Origin of the sequence: Azotosporobacter soli (assembly GCF_030542965.1) — a bacterium.
GTDB classification, from domain to species: domain Bacteria; phylum Bacillota; class Negativicutes; order SG130; family SG130; genus Azotosporobacter; species Azotosporobacter soli.
The window spans coordinates 42,319-64,171 of record NZ_JAUAOA010000018.1 but is presented as its reverse complement, the minus strand read 5'-3'; the positions used below and the strand labels follow the sequence as shown (position 1 = coordinate 64,171).

At 45.8% G+C, this 21,853-nt stretch carries 17 protein-coding genes and 1 tRNA gene; 4 read left to right on the top strand and 14 right to left on the bottom strand.

Annotation, left to right across the window (positions count from 1 at the left end; all coding sequences use genetic code 11):
- Positions 1-2: 2 nt before the first annotated feature.
- Genes QTL79_RS13890 through QTL79_RS13875 form a run of 4 tightly spaced genes read right to left on the bottom strand, consistent with a single transcriptional unit; the run spans position 3 to position 6,359 of the window.
- Positions 3-1,262 (bottom strand): MFS transporter, encoded by a 1,260-nt coding sequence (locus QTL79_RS13890; RefSeq protein WP_346355566.1) that lies wholly within the window; start codon positions 1,260-1,262, stop codon positions 3-5.
- Positions 1,263-1,286: 24 nt separating this feature from the next.
- Positions 1,287-2,513 carry an allantoate deiminase gene (gene allC / locus QTL79_RS13885; protein WP_346355565.1) on the bottom strand — a complete coding sequence of 409 codons (1,227 nt, stop codon included), beginning with the start codon at positions 2,511-2,513 and terminating at the stop codon, positions 1,287-1,289.
- A gap of 8 nt (positions 2,514-2,521) precedes the next feature.
- Positions 2,522-3,358, bottom strand: a complete 837-nt coding sequence (locus QTL79_RS13880; RefSeq protein ID WP_346355564.1) for an oxamate carbamoyltransferase subunit AllH family protein — start codon at positions 3,356-3,358, stop codon at positions 2,522-2,524.
- Position 3,359: 1 nt separating this feature from the next.
- Positions 3,360-6,359, bottom strand: a complete 3,000-nt coding sequence (locus QTL79_RS13875; protein WP_346355563.1) for a bifunctional FdrA/YlbE family protein — start codon at positions 6,357-6,359, stop codon at positions 3,360-3,362.
- A gap of 141 nt (positions 6,360-6,500) precedes the next feature.
- Here QTL79_RS13875 and QTL79_RS13870 point away from each other — a divergent pair, with 141 nt between their 5' ends.
- Positions 6,501-8,129: a PucR family transcriptional regulator gene (locus QTL79_RS13870; RefSeq protein ID WP_346355562.1), complete on the top strand. Its 1,629-nt coding sequence runs from the start codon at positions 6,501-6,503 to the stop codon at positions 8,127-8,129.
- On the top strand, positions 8,122-9,003 hold the full coding sequence (locus QTL79_RS13865; RefSeq protein ID WP_346355561.1) for an alpha/beta hydrolase: 882 nt from the start codon (positions 8,122-8,124) through the stop codon (positions 9,001-9,003). The genes QTL79_RS13870 and QTL79_RS13865 overlap by 8 nt, the downstream gene beginning before the upstream one ends.
- A gap of 91 nt (positions 9,004-9,094) precedes the next feature.
- On the opposite strand, the gene QTL79_RS13860 is transcribed toward QTL79_RS13865, so the two are convergent.
- Complete coding sequence (locus QTL79_RS13860; RefSeq protein ID WP_346355560.1) at positions 9,095-11,074, bottom strand: methyl-accepting chemotaxis protein; 1,980 nt, start codon at positions 11,072-11,074, stop codon at positions 9,095-9,097.
- A gap of 400 nt (positions 11,075-11,474) precedes the next feature.
- On the opposite strand from QTL79_RS13860, the gene QTL79_RS13855 reads away from it, so the two are divergent.
- Both QTL79_RS13855 and QTL79_RS13850 read left to right on the top strand, forming a co-directional pair.
- Positions 11,475-12,701: a pyridoxal-phosphate-dependent aminotransferase family protein gene (locus QTL79_RS13855; RefSeq protein WP_346355559.1), complete on the top strand. Its 1,227-nt coding sequence runs from the start codon at positions 11,475-11,477 to the stop codon at positions 12,699-12,701.
- Between the two features lie 11 nt (positions 12,702-12,712).
- On the top strand, positions 12,713-13,969 hold the full coding sequence (locus QTL79_RS13850; RefSeq protein ID WP_346355558.1) for an MFS transporter: 1,257 nt from the start codon (positions 12,713-12,715) through the stop codon (positions 13,967-13,969).
- Between the two features lie 712 nt (positions 13,970-14,681).
- Here QTL79_RS13850 and QTL79_RS13845 read toward each other — a convergent pair.
- The 9 genes from QTL79_RS13845 to QTL79_RS13805 all read right to left on the bottom strand — a co-directional run bounded on the left by QTL79_RS13845 (position 14,682) and on the right by QTL79_RS13805 (position 21,759).
- Positions 14,682-16,307, bottom strand: coding sequence for a DUF2326 domain-containing protein (locus tag QTL79_RS13845; RefSeq protein ID WP_346355557.1), 1,626 nt, complete (start codon positions 16,305-16,307; stop codon positions 14,682-14,684).
- Positions 16,285-16,524 carry an ABC-three component system middle component 7 gene (locus tag QTL79_RS13840; RefSeq protein WP_346355556.1) on the bottom strand — a complete coding sequence of 80 codons (240 nt, stop codon included), beginning with the start codon at positions 16,522-16,524 and terminating at the stop codon, positions 16,285-16,287. The genes QTL79_RS13845 and QTL79_RS13840 overlap by 23 nt, the downstream gene beginning before the upstream one ends.
- Positions 16,521-17,282, bottom strand: coding sequence for an ABC-three component system protein (locus QTL79_RS13835; RefSeq protein ID WP_346355576.1), 762 nt, complete (start codon positions 17,280-17,282; stop codon positions 16,521-16,523). The genes QTL79_RS13840 and QTL79_RS13835 overlap by 4 nt, the downstream gene beginning before the upstream one ends.
- A gap of 826 nt (positions 17,283-18,108) precedes the next feature.
- Entirely contained in the window at positions 18,109-18,708 is a 600-nt protein-coding gene (locus tag QTL79_RS13830; protein ID WP_346355555.1) for a hypothetical protein, read from the bottom strand.
- A gap of 15 nt (positions 18,709-18,723) precedes the next feature.
- Positions 18,724-20,031, bottom strand: coding sequence for an AAA family ATPase (locus QTL79_RS13825; protein WP_346355554.1), 1,308 nt, complete (start codon positions 20,029-20,031; stop codon positions 18,724-18,726).
- A gap of 503 nt (positions 20,032-20,534) precedes the next feature.
- Positions 20,535-20,609, bottom strand: a tRNA-Arg gene (locus QTL79_RS13820).
- A 66-nt stretch (positions 20,610-20,675) separates the two neighbouring features.
- On the bottom strand, positions 20,676-20,885 hold the full coding sequence (locus QTL79_RS13815; RefSeq protein ID WP_346355575.1) for a zinc ribbon domain-containing protein: 210 nt from the start codon (positions 20,883-20,885) through the stop codon (positions 20,676-20,678).
- A gap of 108 nt (positions 20,886-20,993) precedes the next feature.
- On the bottom strand, positions 20,994-21,425 hold the full coding sequence (locus QTL79_RS13810; RefSeq protein WP_346355553.1) for a hypothetical protein: 432 nt from the start codon (positions 21,423-21,425) through the stop codon (positions 20,994-20,996).
- 88 nt (positions 21,426-21,513) lie between these two features.
- Positions 21,514-21,759: an SHOCT domain-containing protein gene (locus QTL79_RS13805; protein WP_346355552.1), complete on the bottom strand. Its 246-nt coding sequence runs from the start codon at positions 21,757-21,759 to the stop codon at positions 21,514-21,516.
- Positions 21,760-21,853 lie beyond the last annotated feature (94 nt).

Here is a 21,853-nt window from a genome sequence, read left to right as displayed (position 1 = left end):
GCTTACGCACCTGCCTTTTCTAACGATTTCGCGCTCTTGGCATTTGTCAGATAGAAGACCAGCGCACCCACCAGCAAGAGCGCCGCGCCCAAATAAAAGCCCCAGACGCCTGAACCGGTTTTATCGATGATGTAGCCCGTAAGAGCCGGAGCCACGACTGACGAAGACATCCCGAAGAAGTTAAACGTTCCCAGCGTCGTAGCCATCGTCTTCTTATCCGCCTGGTCGGAGACATAGGAGATCAGAACCGGATCGACGGCCATTTTACCCAAGAATCCATAGAGCAGTAAGACAATAACAAGGCTGGTCGTATCGGGTACAAACATGGAAACGGCAATCAGCATAAAGGCGGCAATCTCAAGGAAAAGGATGATCTTTGCTTTCTTGTCGCGCTTCTTGTCGGACATTCTGGCAAAATACAACGCCCCAGGTACAGCCGTAACCGCAATCATCGATACCGTAAGTCCGATCATCCCGCCCTTGATGGCGCGTTCCGCTTCAAGGAACTTCGGCAACCAGGTCACGATCATATAATACGCATAGCAGGTCGTGAAATAGAGCAGGTAGCAAGTCAGCAGAGACGGACGGAACATCGATCCTTTTGATGTTTCGACGACGTCCGCCGCAGCCGCTTTGTCGGCGGCGTCCTTAGCAGCAGGGGCAACCTTGCTGGGCTCAATGATGACAAAGAAGAACCAGAGAACGAGAAAAACCAACAGGCAACCGGAAACGATAACCATCGTCTGCCACGGCAGACCCATTGTCTTAACAAAGTAGCTGGATCCGGTCATACCAAGAATCATCCCCAGCGCCGAACCGCTGTTGACGATAGCCGTTTGCAGCCCTTTCTTCTCGGGCGGAACATGTTGCGACGTCAACGAGTAGGCCGAGCCGTAATACGTGCCGCAACCGACGCCCGCCAAAACCGCACCGATATAAATCGGCATGATCGATGTGGCGGAAGCGATGCTGAAAACACCGGCGGCAAAGATAATAAAGCCCGGTATCAACACTTTCTTCTGACCAAACCGATCGACTAAGAAGCCGGATGGAATCTGCAAAGCCGTATAACCAAAGAAATAACACGAAGCGATAATGCCCATGGCCGCATTCGTTTGCGGTCCGATCGTTGCTTGAATCTCAGGATAAATCGGCGACAGCATCGCCCGATACACCCAAATGATGGTCCATCCCATACAGAACGTAAAGACAAGGCGTTTCCAATAATTCTCCGGATATCCTGCTAACGCTTTTGTGCTCATAATAAACATCCTTTCATCATTTCATTAATAGGCGAATTCATGCAGCGTATAGGCGAGCGCCCTGATTCCCTCACGCAGATCTTCCACTTTGGTATCTTCCGCCGGATTATGGCTGATCCCCTTGATGCTCGGCACAAAGATCATTCCCGTCGGAACGCGCGGCGCAAAAATTTGCGAGTCGTGACCGGCGCCGCTGTGCATGAGCTTATAATTCAGGTTTTTACTCCGACAGACGTTTTCAATAGTCTCTACCACTTTCGCATCCATCAACACCGGCTTCTCATTCATCCAATTGTCAATTTCAATCGAAATGCCATAGCGCTCAGCTATTTTCCTCATATCGTTTTCAAGACCGAGTGTGAATTCTTGTAAGAAAGCAGCGTCCGTATGGCGGCAATCCATTGTGAACAAAGTTTCGCCGGGTACGACATTGACCGTGTTGGGACTGGGAACGACTTTGCCGAACGTGAGAACAAGCGGATCACCGGCAGCTTTCGCCTTATCAATGGACTGCGTGATGATGCGGGCCATGCATTCGACGGTGTCTTTGCGATAACGCATCAACGTCGTCCCCGCATGGTTGGCCTCGCCTTTCAACGTTATATTGTAACGTTTTTGTCCGACGATCGAATTTACGACGCCAACTGTGAACTGCTCTTCCTCGAGAAAATTCCCCTGCTCGATATGCAGTTCAATGAAAGCCTCTATATCCGTCCGTTCCTGATGCGCTTCGCTAAAGTCAAAGCCCGCTTTCTGCATAGCCTCGACAAAACCGATCCCATCCGCATCCTTAATCGCTGCGACGTCTTCTTTTTTCGCCAGACCAAAGATGTTCTTGCTGCCCCAGAAAACATAAGGAAAACGTGAACCTTCTTCTTCCGCCATCGAAATAATCTGGATGCTCTTTTTCGGTTTCCCATAGACTTCAAGCAGCTTTTTCACAGCCAGGTAGCCGCCGAAAATACCAAGCTGCCCATCCAGTTTTCCGCCTCGGACCACGGTGTCGACGTGCGACCCAGTCGCAATCGTCTTCTCCGGCATTTCGCTCCCTTCCAGCGTACCGTACAAATTGCCGATCGCATCAAAATGGCAGCGCATACCCAGCGCTTCAAAGCGTTCTTTCAGCTTCGTTTGCGCGGTCAACCAGCTTGGCGAATAAAGCAGTCTCGTCGTCCCAGGCCCCTCGCCGTCACTGATCGAAGCCAGCCAATCCATCGTCTCTTGGATTTCATTCAACGTCATCTCCATCATAAGCCCTCCTATTCCTTCGCTAAAAACTGCAACCCGAGAAAAAGTCCGAATAACGTGTCACTGCCGGATGTATGGCCCAGCCGTTTTATTTCTTCCAGCGTTTCCTCTATGATCTGATTCTTTTCCTCATCCAGCGCATTGATAAGTGTGATAAAAGGTTCGCTTGCATAGCCTTGCAGCAAGGCCGTCAAATAGGCCAAACTGACCGATGTCGTTCGTTTCTTCGCAACCTCCTTCTCAAGACTGTTCCTCCAGACGGCAAAGTCGCCAAACAGCTGCAGCGCCAAGGTAAATCCGGTTAAAATATCATCTCCGCTCGGCGTCAGCCCTTTTCCCCTGCCGATGAAAAATGCGATTAGCTGCCCGTTCATTTGCGCATCGGATTTATCAGACTGCAAAAGCAGCGTGACAGATTCGCTTGTTTTTTCATCCAATGCGATTCCGATGCACGATTCCCATTCACAGTCTTCCAACCGTCTATACAAAAAACTGTCGGTTATTTTTTTTCTGGATAACGCGGTTGCTCTGAGCTTCAAATCAATCTCTTTCAAGTTTCCATACGCAACAGGCATTTCGCCTTGGATGCTATAAAAGAGCAAAGCATCGTCTTTGTTGATGACGATATCGTCAATGCGTACAGCCGCAAGCAGTCGGGTCATTTTTTCTTCTTCTATATTCAGGCCCATCGCGGAGAGAGGCGCTTTATCAACGCCGAGGTGAATCAAACAATCCGTAAACTCCAGATTGATCCCACGCTTGAATTTGCTGTGAACTCGCCCCGCATAACGCCCGTTCAGGCAACGAGGCAAGAAACTGCTCTTCCTCTCTCCATTTTCAGCCTTCATTTTATTCCACTTCCAAGCCTAATTTTTTCGCATAAGCCGACAGCGCCTTTTCAAAGCACGCGAGCGGCGCGCGGACCGTACCGGCTCCGATCTGACCTACGCCGGCATTCTTATGCGCGATCCCCGTATTGATCAGCGGCGTGATTCCGGTCTCGACAACCTTTCGCGCGTCAATGCCCAGACACGCGCCTTTGAAGTCCCAGGTCGGGATACTCCAGTTGGAATTGTTCGCAATGCAGATTTCATCCATTTCATTCGATACCTGCAGCGCATCGTCAAAGCCGCCTGCACCGACAAATCGAGTGACGCCCGGCGCTGCGATCATCGCCATGCCGCCGACGCCTACCGTCTCCGTTATCGCGCTGTCGCCGATATCCGGATTGGCATCGCTTTCCGAATACCCCGTAAAGTACAAACCGTTCGGCGTATTCGCCGGCGCTGTGAACCATTCGTCGCCCATGCCGCTGATTCGTACGCCGAACTCGCGTCCGTTTCTTGCCATGGTCGTAACCACCGTGCCGCTTTTGATTTTTCTCGCGCAATCGACCATCGATTTGCCGGCGGCCATCATGATATTCAGGAAAAACTGATCTGTATCCGCCAAAAATTTGATGACGCTGTATTTTTCTTTCTCATCAATCGTCAATTCTGTGATCAGCGGCGTGATTTCTTTCAGGAAATTAAGCGTCGCGGCAATGTTCCTCTGGTGGAATTCATCGCCCATGGTAATCGCCTTGGCAATGACCACATTTAAGTTCAGTCCGCCTTCCTTGCGCTTCAACGCTTTCGACAACACCGGGCCAAGCGTATCCTTCATCCAGTGCAGGCGGGTAATGACTTCTTCCGAATAAGCGCCGAAACGCAGCACTTTGCCGATCCCTTCATTCATGATGCAGTAGGCTACCGAACCATCGAGCTTGTTTTCCACGACCAAAACCGGCATGTTGCCTGAGGTGATGCCGCCCATCGGCCCTACCGCATTGGCATGATGGCAGGGCATGAATTTCACTTCGCCCTTTTCCAATAAGCAGCGTGCCTGCACTTCATCCGCAGCCCAACCTTCAAATAAAACCGCTCCGATACAGGAACCTTGCATCGGCCCCGTCATGTCTTTGAATTCGATAGGCGGTCCGGCATGCAGCAGCACCTTGCCGTTCAAAACCTCCACCACGGATTTCGCCGGAACGACATCCATCAAGAACGGCTGCGAATTCTTCAGCTGTTCGACCACCTGACTATTGGCCGCTTCCAGCTCTTCCCTGTTCGAAAGCAGCTGCAACAGTTTGATCATTTTTTTATTGCCGCCTGCCGCCGGTTTCCAGGTGTACTGCACCGCACTGCCGCCGTATGCCAGAATCGACTCGGTGAAACTGCCCAAGCCAATGTTGATGATGCGCGGTTTCGAATGCAAAAGATCCATCACGCTCTCGCTCAGCTTCGGCAACGCTTTTTTAGCCGCTTTTCGTTCCGTTACATATTTATCGCTTTCTTTACAGACAATGCCTTTCAATTTAAGAGCAAGGCGCACCGCTTTCGCGTTGCTTTCTTCCACCAGCACGCCGCATTCTCTCAGCGTCTTTATCGCGGCACCATAGTCTTGCGGATCACTTTGCGTTCCGCATACCGTTGCCACGAAATACAAGTCCCGTCCCGCTCTTTTCGCCGTTTCTTTGCTTTCCTTGATAACGTCGCGCAACGCGCCTGCCATATCCGGATGCGAACCGTAGCCGTGCACGCAGTCCAGCAGGATGACTCCGGTATTTTCGTCGCTTGCATACTCTTTAATCTTCTTGATTCGAACTTCCGGATCGATCATCGGATGCGGTTTTCCTTGCGTGTAAATATCATCGCCCAGATCGATCACTTCGTAACCGTTCGCATTCAGGATATATCCTTCCTGCTTAATCAGCTTGCCAAGGCCAAGCGCTTCGGCAATCAGCATGCCCGCTTCCGCTGCCAGCGTACCGCCGGAATACAAGCCCTTGACCGTCTTATGCATCGGCAGCGTCGTCGTCGGTTCAAATGTCGCTGTTTCCAGATAATTCGCTTTCACAGGACGATTGTTTGCCAGATCGACTGCGATCATGGCCGTTTCCTCCAGCGTATGCGCCAGGTAGACATTGCCTTCGTGGCCTTCCGGCTTTTCACCTAAGAAGATCGCCACAACCGGTTTGGAAAGACTGTGCAAGAGCTCGACGATCTCATCTCTGACCTTCGGCGCCGGCGGCTTTGAAATCACGACAATTACGTCCGTCGCGTCGTGATATTCAAGACCTAAAATCGCATCGCGCACCGTTATACCGTTGACTTCTTCACTCAAATCACGTCCGCCGGTCCCGATTGCATGGACAACGCCGCCGCCAAGTCGGTCGATGATTGTCGTGACTTCCTGAATTCCGGTACCGGAAGCGCCGACGATCCCGATGTTGCCAGGCCGTACAACATTGGTAAACGCAATCGGGATGCTGGAGATAATGCCAGTACCGCAATCCGGCCCCATCAGCAGCAAGCCCTTTTCATGCGCTTTTCGTTTAAGCCGCACTTCCTCTTCCAGCGCAATATTGTCACTAAAAGAAAACACGTTCATTCCCTTATCCAAAGCTTTCTCGATTTCTCCGGCAGCGTATTCGCCGGGTATCGAAAAAAGAGCTAAGTTGGCATCCGGCATTTCAGCCAGCGCGGCGTCAAGGCTGGTCACGCTTTGCGTTTTCTCTTTTTTGCTCTTGACCGCCAGATCATTTAAAAAGACCTCGGTCGCGCTGAGCACTTTTTCAATGACGCTTTCATCCGTTGCCTCAAGCACGATGATCATATCGCTCGGCGTCGCCGTTTCGCCTTCCGGCGTAAAGAGGCCGCTATTCTTAAGGATATCCTTATTCGCATCCGTCCCCATCATGATCGAACACTTCGTTATACCGGCAAGAGTATTGATCGAGTTGGTAAGCAGCATAAGATTAATAGAATCCTGATAACTATTTTTCTTAATTACCGTATATAGCATTTCAATTCCCCTTTACGTGTGTTAATATTTTGTTAATTGTGAATTCACCGTCATTATACCACTGTTTTTTTGCATTATCATTGGTATGAAATTATACAAAATCGCGTTTTTTTTAGACATAAAGGATAAAGGAGCAAGACTTTGAACATCAAAGATATATTGAAGATCCCCTCGCTTTGCGACGCGAAACTAATCGCCGGCAAGAACGGGATTCTTAATGAAATCAGCAGCGTCAATATCCTCGAAGCGACCGACATCGCAAACTGGGGACGCTCCGGCGAAGTGCTGCTCACCAGTTTTTTCGCATTGCAAAATCTGGATGAGCAGGAACTGGATGTGTTCTTCGAAAAGCTGCACAGCGTCGGAATCAGCGCGATCATCCTAAAGATCGACCGGCTGGTTCCTCAGATTCCAGGGCGGATGATCGAGCTTTGCGACAAATATCTGATCCCGCTCATTCAAATCGGCAAGGACGTGAAATACGAGGCCATCATTCTGGCCATCTTAGGCCCGATCATCAACAACAATATGAATCTGCTGAACAAATACTATGAAGTGCACAGCGAGTTGACGAGCCTCGCGCTGAAGATGCCTTCCCTGAATACCATCCTTGGCGAATTCAAAAAAATGATCCAACGCGATGTAAGTCTCATCAATGCAACGAAGGGAACGGAAGTCGCCACCACGCCTGCCCTTTGCGACGTGACCCTGCTTGGCGTCAGCGATGTTTCAACGGAAAAATATGCGCATTTCAAATACGAGCGCCGGACTGTCGTTTACAACGGCCTCGTTCCCGAAACGAAAGGAACCCAACTTCGCGTTCACATCCCCCACCTCGGCTATGACGACTACGAGCTTGTCATCCACGAACTGCCGGAGAAAATCGGTCCGGAAGACTTCATGATCATCGAAAATGCCGTAAAGTTCTTGCAGATGGAGCTATTGAAAAACTACGTAATCTCGCAAAACTTATTCCAACAGAAAAACAACATCATCGGCGATTTATTAAACGACCGGCTCTACGAGGAAAAAGACATCGACGAAGTTCTCGAATCTCTTGGCATCAACAAGCACAAATACTATCAAGTCATGCTGATCAAGCTGTACCCGCAAGACGAACACAAGCATCTGGACAAAAACATCCTGCCGCAAGCCTTACGTCACCTGCGACTCAAGTTCAAATCCATCTTTAAAGATATTGTTTTCCTCGAAAAGCTCGATGTCGTCGCATTCATCCTTAACTTTGGCGCTAACCAGCCCAGCCTTGCTGTAGACGCAATCGAAAAGGCAATGAACAGCCTGACGGAAAACAATCTCTTCAAAGATCTGTATTACCATGTCAGCATCAGCTCGCACGTGGAAAAACTAAGCATCCCCCGTGCAAACCGCGAAGTTCTGGACACGCAAAAAGTGCTGCGCTTATTTCACAATGCAAACACCATCCTGCCGTACGAAGAACTCGGCATTTACAAACTCTTCTTAGATTCCAACAACCTAAACGATCTTACAAAATTCATCTCGCCCAAAATCGCCGCGTTCGGACGCGAATACCCGCAGCTCTTCGAAACGCTAAAAACATTTCTGGACACAAACCAAAGTTATAATCACACCGCGGAAAAACTTTTCCTCCATCCCAAAACAGTACGCTATCGCATTGAAAAAATAAAAAGCATTCTTACGCTTGATTTCAGCAATTCAGAAGAACTGCTTCAAATTCAAATCGCAACCCGCTTGTTCAAATTGATCGATGGGAGAAAACTCAATGAATGACGCAGAATCATTCTGCTTTACGACGAAAGAAAATATCCGGTTGACCTTCGAATTGCACCGGGCCAAGAGTAAACGAAAAAACATAACCGTTCTTTATTTTCACGGCGGCGGTTTGCTCTACGGAACACGAGACGATCTTCCCACCCCCTACCTTCAGCAATTTTTAGCAGCAGGCTATGACTTTCTCGCGCTCGATTATCCCTTAGCGCCCGAAGCGCCGCTGCCTTTGATCCTGCGCTCCGCCTTTGAAGCGCTGTCTTTTTATTTTGCAAACCGGCAGGACGGATTCAATCTGCAGAACGAACGTTATATCCTGTTCGGCCGTTCGGCCGGCGCTTACCTCTCCTTGATGCTCTGTGCGTTGCTGCTAAAAAACAAAACAACTCCGCCGCTCGCCGTCATCAGCCTCTACGGCTATGCCAGACTCGACGAGCCGCAATTCGCTGCGCCCAGCAAATTTTACAACAAACTGCCGCCCGTCCCCGACGAAACCATCGCCAAAATCGTTCTTGGCGCGCCGCAGACCTACGGCCCCATCGCGCTGCGCTTTTCGCTCTACATAAAAGCAAGGCAGGACGGAACGTGGCTCAAGCAACTCTGCGGCGACGAAAATCCCGCGAACTATTCGCTGGACGAAGCAACACTGGCGGTCTTTCCGCCGACCTTCTTGGCGGCGGCAACGCTGGACCCCGATGTGCCTTACCGGATGTCAAAGACCCTCAGCAAACAGATTCCAAACGCCCGCCTCCTCACGCTCTACCGCGAAGCGCATGACTTCGACCGGGACACCAGCGATGAATCCGGCCGCTTTGTTTACGAAGAAATCCTCAGCTGGTTAGACGATAAGGCGAACGCAGGCAATGAAACGCCTTAAAAAACAGACAGGAAAAGGCATCGGTCGCTACAGCTTCATACGAAAAAGGGACGGTCTCAAAAAACTCTTTTGAGACCGTCCCCTTTTTTTATCACAGACGGAACTTATTCACTTCATCCTGCAAATTTTGCGCCGACTGCAACAGCACCTGACTGGCGGAAGCAATCTCTTGCATCGAAGCCGTCTGTTCCTGCGTCGCCGCCGAAACCGTGTCCGCTTCTTCCGCCACTTTTCTGCTCATCGCATCAATCTCTTTCATTGCGGCGATGATCTGTTCGCTGCCGCTTACGGTTTGCGCGATATCCGCCGTGACATCATTCATTTTAACGGAAACATCCGTAACCACGGCAGTGATTTCTTCAAAGACCTGCCCCGTGGTATGGATGACCGCCGCACCCATTTCCACTTCTTTCGTGCCGTCGCTCATCGCGCTGACCGCCATATCAGTATCGGTCCGGATCTCAGCAATCAATGCGGCGATTTGTTTGGCCGCTTCCTGCGATTGTTCCGCCAGCTTCCTTACTTCATCCGCCACGACCGCAAAGCCGCGCCCCTGCTCTCCGGCTCTGGCCGCTTCGATCGCCGCGTTGAGCGCCAACAGATTCGTCTGCCCGGCAATGCCGGAAATCGTATCGACGATCTGCCCGATCTCCTTCGAACGGTCGCCCAGTTTTGCCACAATCTGCGCAGAACTATTGACCGTCTGCTCGATTTTCGCCATCTGTCCTACCGCTTTGCTGATCGCGTCGCTGCCGTCGACCGCTTTCGCTGCGGCTTTTGCCGACTGCTTCGCAACCGCTTCATTATGCACCGCGACCTGTCCCATGCTTGCCGTCATTTTTTCTAAGACAGCGCTTGTGCCTTTCACCGAATTGCGCTGCCGTTCCATACTGCCTGCCACATCGGTAATCGCATCCGCCACCTGACAGGCCGCCTGCGAAGACTCGCCCGCGCTTGCCGAAAGCTGCTCGCTGGAAGCCGACAGATGATCGCCGGTTTGCTGTATCTGCCGCAGGAAACGGCGCAGCGCCGCGCTCATCTTATTGAAGCTCGCGCTCACCCTGCCCAATTCGTCCTGCGACGTGACCGGCACTTCCACCGTCAAATCGCCGTTGCAGATTCGTTCCGCAGCGTCGACCATCGCGACCAACGGCCGTCTGACGGAACCGATCACCAGATAAATCAGGATGCCGCCAACGACAAGGAATATCGCGATCACGCCCGCCGTCGTCAGCAAAATCGATCGGGTGCTGGCCGCCACTTCCGCTTCCGCCATCGTGCCCGCAATCAGCCAGCCAGTCATCTCATTCGTGGTAAAGAAGACGAGCTTCTTCTCGCCCTGGTATTCATAACGGATCGTACCGTTTTTCTGCTTGGCCATCTCCTCGATCAAAGCGTCTTCATTCTTCGTCCCCGGTTTTATCGTGGGATGCACCAGCATGTTGCGGTTTTTATCGACAATGAAGATATAGCCTTCCTTTCCGATCTTGATCTGGCTCGCGATATCGGTCAGCGCCTTGATCGACAAACTGACGGAGACGACGCCGTGATTATCGTCGGCCGTCTGCGCAACCGTCACCACCACCTGTCCGCTATTGGTCGAAACGTACGGATTGATCACCGTAGGCTTGCCTTTATTCTCGGATGACATCATATACCAGGGGCGTTTTCGCGGATCATAGCCTGCCGGATTCACCGCACTTTTAGGCGAATTGATGTAAACGCCTTTATCGGTTCCCACCGCCGCCAATTCCACTTCGGGATTCTTCGCTCTGTACGCATCCAGCATCGCGCGGACAAAAGCGTCCTCATCGCCTTGGACAGGCCCGATCGCGCCCAGCGGCAAACGGTTGGCCAAAAAATCCACTTCTTTCTTCGTGCCGCCGATCATTTGATCCAGCGTGTGATTGAGCATGACGACATTGCCATTGGCGTTTTCCAGCATCGCCTGCTCCACTTTGTCGTATGCCGTTTTATAGGAGAACCAACCGATGCATACGCTGGGAATGAGTAAAATCGTGATGAACGAGAGAATCAATTTTTGCGTAAGACCCAAACTACGTTTATTCATCTCTGTTTCTGCCCCCTTTTCATTGTTCAGTAAAACGCATCTGCAAAGAGAGTCTACTGCATCAACTTAAGAAAAAGAAACAGATTTGGCACTAGCTCTTTTCTACGTCACGACAACAAAACCTTCTCGAAACTTCAACCCTTTTTCATTTTTCTGTCTTTTGTCGCTTTTGGATAAAAAGAGGGTGTGTTTTTATCCAAAAGCCGCGAAGACTTATGCAGACAAAGCGTTTATAATTTTACATGTGTACAGTAGCATCTGCAAAAAGATCGTTTTTCTATTGCATTTTTTTCGAACAAGAAATAAGATAATTCACATTAAACAAAAACCTATGCCGCCTGGCATAGGTTTTTGGAGAATATGGAATATCGCGCAAGTGAAGAAGAAAGGACACACGCTCATGTATAAAGAACTGAACGCCACCTTACGAACCATTATGACGCCAGGCCCTGTCGAAGTCGATCCGCGCGTTTTGCGCGCGATGTGCACGCCCATCTTAGGGCAATTCGATCCCGCCTTTACCACGCTTATGAACGAGACGATGGAAATGATCCGCCGTGTCTTCCAGACCGAAAACCAGTGGGCTTTTCCAATCGACGGCACATCGCGCGCCGGCATCGAAGCCGTCTTAGCGAGCCTGATCGAGCCCGGCGATCTCGTTTTCGTTCCCATCTACGGCCGCTTCGGCCATCTGCTGGTTGAAATCGCCCAGCGCTACGGCGCCAAGGTAGCTACCATCGAAACGGAATGGGGCAGCGTATTTGAGCCGCAAGTCGTCATAGATGAAATAAAAAGAGTCAAACCGAAAATCGTCGCAATGGTGCATGGCGAAACCTCCACCGGTTGCATGCAGCCGCTTAAAGAAATCGGCGCAGCCTGCCGCGCACAGGATGTTCTCTTTGTCGTCGATGCGGTCGCAACGCTCGGCGGCACGGAAGTCAAAGTCGACGAATGGAAAATCGACGCCGCGATCGGCGGTGCGCAAAAATGTCTCTCCGTGCCTTCCGGCATGGCGCCGATCACCTTCAATGCCCGCGTCGAAAAAATCCTCTTGCAGCGCAAGAAAATCGAACGCGGCCTGGCCGATCCCGCCACGTACGACGCGGAACAGGACCGCCTGATCCGGACAAATTACTTCGACCTTAGCCAACTGATGGATTACTGGAGTCCAGTCCGCCTGAACCATCATACCGAAGCAACCTCGATGCTGTATGCACTGCGCGAAGGTCTGCGCCTCGTCTTGGAAGAAGGACTGGAAGAACGGTTTGCCCGCCACAAGCTGCATGAAGCGGCGCTTACCGCCGGAATAAAAGCGATGGGCCTCAATCTATACGGCGACAGCGCCGCCAAACTGCCTGTCGTGACCGCGATTTCCATCCCGGACGGCATCGACGGCGAAGCCGTTCGCGCGATGCTCCTGAATGATTTCGAAATCGAAATCGCCAGTTCCTTCGGCCCTTTGAAAGGCAAGATCTGGCGCATCGGCAGCATGGGCTACAGCTGCAGACAAAAAAATATACTTCATGTGCTGAGCGCTCTCGAAGCCGTCCTCTACCGCCATCATGCCAAGATTTCCCTAGGTGATGCTGTTCAAGCCGCTTTAGACGTATACCACAAAAAGAATTAGGGGGAATTCACGTGACATCCCTGTCTACTTCTCCACAGCGTAAATTCCGTTGGAAAGTTCGCTATTCTGTGCTCAGCATCTTGTGGGTAAGTTGGTTATTCTCCTTTTTAGACCGAATGGTCGTAAGCATCGCGCTGCCCTTCATCGGGAAAGACTTTCAGCTCGATGCCGCTTCACAGGGAATCATCCTCAGCACCTTTTTCGCCGGTTATTCGCTTTTTCAAATCCCAGGCGGTCTGCTGGCCGATAAATTCGGCCCCAGGCGGGTCATGGCGCTCGCGATTGCCTGGTGGTCTGTTTTCACAAGCCTTACCGGCCTTGTCGTTTCCTATCCGCTTTTGCTGCTCTGCCGCTTCGTCTTCGGCGTCGGCGAAGGCTGTTTCCCCGGTTCTTCCTGGAAGACCATCGCAACCTATTTTCCTTCCAATGAACGGGCGACCGCGACCGCGATCCAGGCTTCGGTCAATACGCTGGGCCCGGCGCTGGCCTCCCTGATCGGCGCAAGCATCATCGCCGCCTTCGGCTGGCAGAGCGTATTCGTCACCTTAGGCCTGCCCGGCATCTTTATCGCCTTGCTGATTTGGTTCTACATCAAGGACAACCCCGCCCAGCATCCGCATATCAGCGCATCCGAACTGAGCGAGTTGGCCGAGTCGAACGCCGACAGCGCCGAGCAGACCAAGGAAATAAAGTTCAGCCAGTTCATCAAAAGTAAAATGATCTGGCAAATGGTTCTGATCTGGTTCCTGTTCGATATCACCTTTTGGGGCTTCATCTCCTGGCTGCCTTCGTATCTGATGAAAGTCAGAGGCTTTTCTCTGATCAAGACCGGCATCTACGGTTCGTTGCCGTTCTTCGTCGGCACGATCGGCATGCTGGCAGGCGGTTACCTCTCCGATCGTTTCAAGGGCTACCGGAAGTGGTTGTTCATTCCCAGTACGCTCTTATCTGCGGTGTTTCTCTACTTTACCTTCACGGTCACGTCTGCTTCCTTGGCAGTCGCCTTCCAATGCATTTCGGCTTTATTCCTCTTCCTGGCCTTCGCCGCTTTTTGGGGTCTGGTCATCGATTCCATTCCCCAGGAAATAATGGGCGCAAGTTCCGGCACCGTCAACTTCGGCGGCCAGGTAGCCGGTTTCATCTCCCCTTGGGTCATGGGCTACCTGATCGACTTGAACCACGGTTCCTTCGACATGGCATTCCTCTTTCTAATCGCCGCAGCTGTCGCTTCGGCTCTCGTGGCCTTGAAAGTGAAAAACAAAAGCTAAGCCTCTTGCTCTACTCATTTTTTATAACGAAACTTGCAATTATCGACAATTCGTCTCCCCTTCCTGGCAGGCGCGGTTTTCAAATGCTGAAAGCTGCGCCTGCTTTTTTTATGCCTTTTGTCGGTTGATGGTTTCGCTCAACGTGATTGCATGGCCCAGCAATTTGAATTTGGTCGTGCTTCGTCCATCGACACCTAGGCCCCTTGCGTCGCTGCGATTTTATCAGAACAAAAAATGTCCAGCGGGTCGGCCAAGGCTTGGCGTTCTGCAATCGCCGACATCCCCAGCATAAGGGCCATCCATGGTCAAACGCTATGCCATCCATGGCGCGTTTGACACTAAAAACATCCGGTTTCGTCGACCCTCTGCTGGCGTGCGACATCCCTGTCGCACGTCTCCGCTCTTTTGCCCGCCAAACCATGTCCTTCTCTCCTCGGACGTAACGTTCTGAAAAAACCGCAGCGACGGGGATCAGGAGGCCGCAAATCACGAAAAACGAATTACGACAAAAAAGAGGTAAACGGATTAACGTCCGCTCACCTCTTTTCTAGCGTTATTTTTCATAAGATCGAAGCATGAAAAACTGTCCCCGCGTCTCTTAGAGACCGCCATTTTTTTTATACCACGACTATTGCTATAAAATCACCATTCAATTGTTTCGCACAAACGCTTTTAGCTTATCTTCATACTTATTCATTGTAACCGAAATTAACTACACTTCATTTTCCTTTCTCCGCTTCCAATTCTGTGTAAAAAGAAGTTTCTCCTTTGAAAGTTGCAACACCTTACATGATTCGACCATTTTTACAGTTTCTTCGCTGTATGAGCTCAGCTTATCAATAGCAATAAAAATTTGTTTTTTTGATTCACTATAAATTTTAACTATATTCCCCATTGCAGTATTTTCAATGTTTTTAAGTAGAGGTAAGTCATGAGCAATCGCAGGCAGGCAAGTTAAACTCAACAATGCTAAATCAAATGTAATCAAATTTGCAAAAGCAGTTCCCGTTCCCGTATCACCATAAGTACTAAAAATATATTTATTACTATGAATGTTAATTTCCGGCGCACGTCGCGCATCTGGATAAATCGCCCTATTTAGTTCATGCATTTTACTATTGATTTGACTACACATATCATCAAGAATTTTCGCTTTTAAAGAATCCAAATTTCCCCTTGCGCTTTCTATATTATCATCCAAGGTTTCTTTCCTCTTAAAGTAACCGTTTTCATCATCCAATTGTTTTATTTGCGCTGCTAGCTCGACGACTTTATCAATTGCAAATTTAGGTGCATTTTTTATTGTCAATTTGGATTTAATTTCTTCATCAAGTCGAAAAATTTCTTTCTCAAGTTCCAATAATTGAATTTTAATCTCTTTTTCTGCGCCCTTTAATTCTTCTTTTAAAATTTTTGTAATAGATTCATGAAAAATATCTACTTTTCTTATTTCCTCAACATTAAAATCCGGAAAGTAATCAATTAACTTGTCAAGTTCCGGTTGAATATTTACATTCTTATTTTTGAGATTAATTTGAGTTCGATTTAATCTATTTTTTAAGACATTTACCTGGATCAACAACATACCTTTCTCTTTCTGAAGAGCTAAAACTTCGTTTGAAATTAAGGCTTCAAGACTTACAGATGTGCTTACAATTTCTGATTTCAAAGACTCTAATTGTTTTGTTAAATCTTCTAACTTTTTTTCATTTTTATTGAAAATTGTTCTTGTCATCCGTGGAATCAAATCTTGTTTTGCCGCCGCAATCAAGAGAGCACGTTCATCACTTAGTTTTTTGATTTGCTTTTCAAACTCTCTAATGATTTTATACTTATCAAAGAGCTTAATGAGTGCAATAATTGAATCGGCTGCTCCTTCTTTTTCAAAATATTGTATCGGCTTTCTTTCATTTAAATTTTCTTTCCCATAAACTCTGAAATAGCGCCCAATCATGTCTCTAAAAGATACATCTTCAAGTTCACAGGCATATTTTTCTTGCAATATACTGGTAAATTCTTCAACCTTAATGTCTTTCTCCACACTAAAATTCTGATTACAGACAGACACTTGTTTGTAATTACCAGTATCTCTCTTAAAGTATTTCCTCTCCCCTTCAAATTTAAAAACAAATTTGAATTCATGGTGTCCTACATGATCTATTACATCGTGATTTTTATTAATATAGCCTTCCCCACCAAAAACGAAATCAATAATCATCAACATCGTGGATTTACCAATAGAGTTCGATGCAATCGTATCTCCTACAACAGCATTCAGACTCGGCTTAAATGTAATTTCATTTTGAACAAATTTATCACAAATTATTTTTTCCAACATATATAATCACCTGCTTTTCCTCATCCATTCTTATTTTTTTAAGAACACAAAGAACATCTAAAGTCAAAATATACTGGTTTATATCTTCAAAATTATTCTTTACTTTGTCATAGAGACAGGCAATATTTTGCTTTTCTGTGATAACTTCATCTAATATATACACCAATTTCCCCATTATACTATCGTGAAAATTTATTAGCTTATTAGGTAATATCATGAAAAAACCTCGCAATCTTGAATAAAGTAGGCAACAATAATTTCACATGACTTTCGAGAATATGAGTCGGTCTTTTCGTTTATCCAGTCAACTAATGCATTATATACATATTCTTGATTTTGATTTATTTGCATACACTTACTATAAAATCCCTTTATTTGAGCCGCTAAAGTATCAAATTTATATGGTGTATTCTTATCTATTTCAATAAAAATTCTCCTAACGTAGTCAAAGTAATCCACTACATCACGTTTTATTGATTGCTTAATCACGTAAGGCAGCGTATTGTTTGCCTTTTGGTCAACTTTTAATGAATTATAACTTAGCGGAACAATTTCTGATTCCAGAAACTGTTCATTAAGTCTTTCTAATACGAATCGAATTTCATGCTCGATATTGAACACTGCATATGCGCTTTTCACTTCTGCATCTTGAATTAGTTTTTTCTTAAGCCGAAACCATTTCCTATACTCTTCAACAGTACGCGGAGTATCAAAAATCCTATGGCATTTTCTGCATACCGCAATTACATTTTTCATATCATTCACATCAGCACTTAACCTTTCCTCATTAGCCAATAAAACCACTTCATCATGTCGTGGATTAGCCGGATAAATATGTGCAACTTCAAATGTTTTGTTAATTTTATTGTTTTTTGCATGTGTTAATATATCGCCGCAAAGAGGACATCTTCCTTTTACTTCTGTATGCAGAAGCATTTTTTCATTTTCTGTAAAATCTCGTCGATTATCTTGCATAGTATTCACCGCATTCTCTCTTAGTATTTTCTATGCTTTTCCCAAACGATAAGAAGACGTTTCTATTTACTATTTATAACTTATCACTTTTCAAAACTTGTTCTGTCATAATATATTCACACCACTTTATCAAAATCCTTCCAAAAAAATCAAAAATCAGTTATATTCTGTAAACTCATGAAATATCCGGGGCAGATGCTCGCTTTTTTCTTAGGATCATTCATGTCTATATTCCTTTTTCATCCAAACAAGGGGATGACTTCATTGTTTTCATAACCCGAAAAAATTCCGCCCTTTCGGGTCTCTCGGGGTCAGGCATGCATATATGTCTTTTTGCTATTCCACTTAAATAGTTGAAACCTTCGAGACCATACTGTTTTTTATCATTGCCACTATTTTAAGCACGCCAAAACTACAGAGCCGTACAGAGTCGCAAATTTTTATAGCCTCTCTATTTATTTCCCCATAAACGCAAAAAGACCCTCCAGCAAATTCGCTGGAGGGTTTGATTCTCAAATGGTGCGCCTGGCGAGAATCGAACTTGCGCACCCGGCTTCGGAGTACATACCGGGCGATTTTACATAATATTACGGAGTCCACGGAGTCAGTAATATCAACACTTTAGGGTTAGAGCTATTTTTATTCAGTCTGCTCTTCCCAAGCAGTTTTATGGCGTATTGTCCTCCTAATTAACTATGTATTCTTTGTTCTTTCGAAGATCTGCCCGTTTCAGTTCCAATTCATATGAGAATTTCAGACCGGAAAAAGCAACTTACTCCCTTGATCCGATTGCAACTCGGGAAATCTTTCATAATGAAAGCAATCATTATTGATAAGCTTTTTTTAATGGCTCTAAAGTAGTGTGAAGTTGTTGATACAAAAGGCTTAAATCTAAATATGGGATGAATTTTTCTGTATAAGATCCTTTTTGATAAACTTTATTTTTCTGTTTAAACAATTTTTTAATCTTATCTAATCCATCTTTCCCAGTTACCGTAGTTAATTTCATACCTAAATATCTACATATACCTTCACTATCAAGCATAAACCAATCTTCTATGTTACGCTTGGCTTTTAAATGAATTACCTTTTTTGCACCACTATCCTTAAGAATCTTTTCAACCCTACTCCAATTAACTGCTGGCTTTACAGCATATTCAAAAATATCTGTATCATAAGCACAAAAAACTGTAAAACTCACGTCTGGATATTTTTCTACACAATCCTTCTTAAACTTACTTAGCGCTTTGGCATTATAATTACCTACACCTTTTAGATTAAATATTAAAGGTTTTTCTACTATAATTTCAGATTCTGAGATAGTTTTAAAATAAATTAAAAGAGCTTCATAAAAAAACTTATCTGTTTCACCTTCAACAAAAATAACTATGCCTTTTTTAATATTTTGCTTTGTTTTTTTCGCCATACTACTCCTTTCTTCTCAATCACAATCTATGTAATGACAAATATCTGATTGATCTTCTACACTTTCAATAAGCAAATCAAAGAGATAGTCTCCTACGTTCATATCACTTACTTCCGCGTTTCTATACAAACTTCTACGCATAGATTTTTTAACTTTTCTAAACTTAGCTAAACCAGAATTCGATGGAACCGCAACATAAATATTTTCTAAGTCAAGGTATCTTACCAAGTATGGTGAATGACTACTGATTAATATTCGGCAATTACTGGCAATTTCACTTAAAATTATCAATAAGTTTTGAAATAAGTATGGATGAATTGAATTTTCTAGTTCTTCAAGCAACATTAATTTAACATTTTCGAGATCAGCTATAATTACCGATGTTAATAATACTATGATCCTCTTTGTTCCTGATGACAATGACTGTACGCTAGTTGACTGATTATTGTATTTTTCTTTAACTCGAATATCATAGTATTTTTCCGGAACTTTAAATGGTATTTTCTCTTCAAGTTCAGCTTCAAAACTAGCCATAAAGTGCTCTTTAAAATCTATGCAAACAGGTTCAAATTTTTCAATTGTTGGGATCAAACTCTGTAGTGAATTAATAAGTAATTGATATTTATCTGGACAGTTCTTTTGTATATTGTAAATTACTCTCGCAATATCTGCTCCATTTTCGCGATCAAAGGTATATTTAAAATCAACATCATTTCCATTTGTAATTGCAATTCCTTTTAATGCTGCATCTATACCGAAGAAAGAATTAACTTCAAATTTAGCATTTAAAATTTCCTTCAATATCTTCGCATAGATAATATCCTCATGTTCTCTTAGCTTATTCAAAATAAGCTCATTTTTTTTAACCTCTATTTTATTATCTACTCGCCCCGATAATGTAGTTCTATAATAACCATTTTCAAAATTTCGTTTTATATAGTTTTTATACTTAGATGAATTTTTTTCTTTTATACTTAATGACTCCTCTTTTATGCGAGCCCCTTGCTCCTCATTTTTAACCCACTCAAAAGAAAAGGAATACTTCACAGATTCCCCAGTTTCACTTGAAATAAATTCCATCCCAAAGGAAAAGTCTTTATCCGCAGTTAAATTATTGATAGGAACCATATTAGAATCATTCATCATTCTAGTTTTTGTTTTAGGTGAATTATCAATAAAATTTTTAGCAAATTCTATACCCGTCAACAAATTTGTTTTACCATAATTATTAAATCCTAGTATAGCTGAAATGTACTCGTTGAAATCAATTGTAGTATCAACAATATTTCTAAAACCATCGATTCGAATTTTTTCTAACAACATAATATTTCCTCCTTACAATCTTCCTCTAAAAACCTTATTAAAAGTATTTTAAATACGCATTTTTTTTTTGCGTTTTTAAGGAATTAACACTTACTTCTTTCCAAAACACCTATATTCCTGCATTTTTTTTTGCGTTTTATTAAATTTGATTCATTTTTAATTTTAACTATCCATCATTGAGTCTTTTACCTCATTGCTATAACTACATATCCATTAAATGTAATGCCTTAAGAGCCGTTTCCTGCATATCCGGCATCAAATGACTATACGTGTCAAGCGTCATCTGAATAGGGGTCTCTTGGGGTCAGGCATGCATATATGCCTTTTTAATACTATTCCACTTAAAGTAGCCAAACCTTCGAAACCATGCTGTTTTTTATCATTGACACTATTTTACGCACACCAAAATTGCATACTAGCAAATACCTTTATAGCCACTTCTCTATTGCCCCACAAACACAAAAAACCCTCCAGCAAATTTGCTGGAGGGTTTGATTCTCAAATGGTGCGCCTGGCGAGAATCGAACTTGCGCACCCGGCTTCGGAGGCCGGTGCTCTATCCACTGAGCTACAGGCGCAGTAAGCATTAGTCACAAATAGCATTATAACATAACATCGCTAAGCTGTCTAATGCTTTCCGTACTTTATTTGATCTTTTGCCCGCAATACGGGCAGTGGCGAAAATCGTCTTCGACCAGTTTGCCGCATTGGGAGCAAGGAATTTCAACGACGACTTTGGCTTCGGCTTCAATGTAATCTTCCGTCGGCTTCCGTTTCATCTGCGCCGCTCTCTCTTTTGCCTGTTTGCGCGTATAGTATAAATATCCCGCCGCCAGGATGATGATCATCCACATTAACACCTTTTTACCGCCTCCTCTTGCACCGACCGACTCTACCGCTATTATATTACATAATAAAAGCGCTTGCCAGGCAAATTCCTGACAAGCGCTTTTAAGAGCCTGTTATTGGTTCGTTTGGCTGGTTTGGTTCATCATGCAGCCGCCGCGTTGGCCGCCGCCCATCATCATGTGACCTTTGCCGTGATGGCCATTCATCATCGGGCAATTCTTGGTCATGTATTCATTTACTTTCGTTGCTTCTTCGCTGGTCAGCACGCCGTCAGCCACCACTTTGTCCATCATGTTTTTGTGAAGCTGCGCCATGTCGCCGCCATTTTTATTTTCACCCTTTAGCATCGGGCAGTTGGCTTGCATGTACGTGACGAATTGATTTGCCTTTTCCGCGCTCAGAACGTTATCCTGCACCAGGCGGTCAACCATTTGCTGCTGCCCGGGACAAGCCGCCGGCATTGGATTCGGCGTCGCCGCGAACGCCATCACGCTGCCCAGCGCTAAGATTGCCACTGCCAATACCATTACGAATGCTTTTTTCATTTTCATTTCCTCCTGTTTTTTCGCTTTATATTTCTAATAGTAACTTCCAATTGTGAATAACCGATGAATGTTTTTTGAAGAACTTCTGTTATCCTGGATTACGCAAGACCAGTTTCATTCGTTCATATTCCGCCTGATCGATTTCGCCGCCGGCATAACGCCGTTTGAGAATTTCAAGCGCTGTGGCTTCGCCGTCGCCATCTTTGCGAAACACTTGACGGAAGAGCCAGATCGCGGCCAAAATCAGGAGGAAGAGAAACAAACCGTGAACAATAAATGAGATTCCCATTCCTACGACGCCCCACGGGCCGCCGAAGCCATATCCCATCATCATGATTGTCACCTCCCTTTCGCTTGTCTTAAGTATAGCGAAAGAGTATGAATGGAGTATGAAGGAAATAAGAATTTTTCCGGCAGAATCGAGTTCC

What these genes read in the sequence shown, in the direction of transcription:
- QTL79_RS13835 (WP_346355576.1), bottom strand. Translation starts at nt 17,282, where the DNA reads ATGCAAGATAATCGACGAGATTTTACAGAAAATGAAAAAATGCTTCTG.
- QTL79_RS13830 (WP_346355555.1), bottom strand. Translation starts at nt 18,708, where the DNA reads ATGGCGAAAAAAACAAAGCAAAATATTAAAAAAGGCATAGTTATTTTT.
- QTL79_RS13860 (WP_346355560.1), bottom strand. Translation starts at nt 11,074, where the DNA reads ATGAATAAACGTAGTTTGGGTCTTACGCAAAAATTGATTCTCTCGTTC.
- allC (WP_346355565.1), bottom strand. Translation starts at nt 2,513, where the DNA reads ATGATGGAGATGACGTTGAATGAAATCCAAGAGACGATGGATTGGCTG.
- QTL79_RS13865 (WP_346355561.1), top strand. Translation starts at nt 8,122, where the DNA reads ATGAATGACGCAGAATCATTCTGCTTTACGACGAAAGAAAATATCCGG.
- QTL79_RS13805 (WP_346355552.1), bottom strand. Translation starts at nt 21,759, where the DNA reads ATGATGATGGGATATGGCTTCGGCGGCCCGTGGGGCGTCGTAGGAATG.
- QTL79_RS13845 (WP_346355557.1), bottom strand. Translation starts at nt 16,307, where the DNA reads ATGTTGGAAAAAATAATTTGTGATAAATTTGTTCAAAATGAAATTACA.
- QTL79_RS13825 (WP_346355554.1), bottom strand. Translation starts at nt 20,031, where the DNA reads ATGTTGTTAGAAAAAATTCGAATCGATGGTTTTAGAAATATTGTTGAT.
- QTL79_RS13815 (WP_346355575.1), bottom strand. Translation starts at nt 20,885, where the DNA reads ATGTGGATGATCATCATCCTGGCGGCGGGATATTTATACTATACGCGC.
- QTL79_RS13810 (WP_346355553.1), bottom strand. Translation starts at nt 21,425, where the DNA reads ATGAAAAAAGCATTCGTAATGGTATTGGCAGTGGCAATCTTAGCGCTG.
- QTL79_RS13855 (WP_346355559.1), top strand. Translation starts at nt 11,475, where the DNA reads ATGTATAAAGAACTGAACGCCACCTTACGAACCATTATGACGCCAGGC.
- QTL79_RS13840 (WP_346355556.1), bottom strand. Translation starts at nt 16,524, where the DNA reads ATGATATTACCTAATAAGCTAATAAATTTTCACGATAGTATAATGGGG.
- QTL79_RS13875 (WP_346355563.1), bottom strand. Translation starts at nt 6,359, where the DNA reads ATGCTATATACGGTAATTAAGAAAAATAGTTATCAGGATTCTATTAAT.
- QTL79_RS13890 (WP_346355566.1), bottom strand. Translation starts at nt 1,262, where the DNA reads ATGAGCACAAAAGCGTTAGCAGGATATCCGGAGAATTATTGGAAACGC.
- QTL79_RS13880 (WP_346355564.1), bottom strand. Translation starts at nt 3,358, where the DNA reads ATGAAGGCTGAAAATGGAGAGAGGAAGAGCAGTTTCTTGCCTCGTTGC.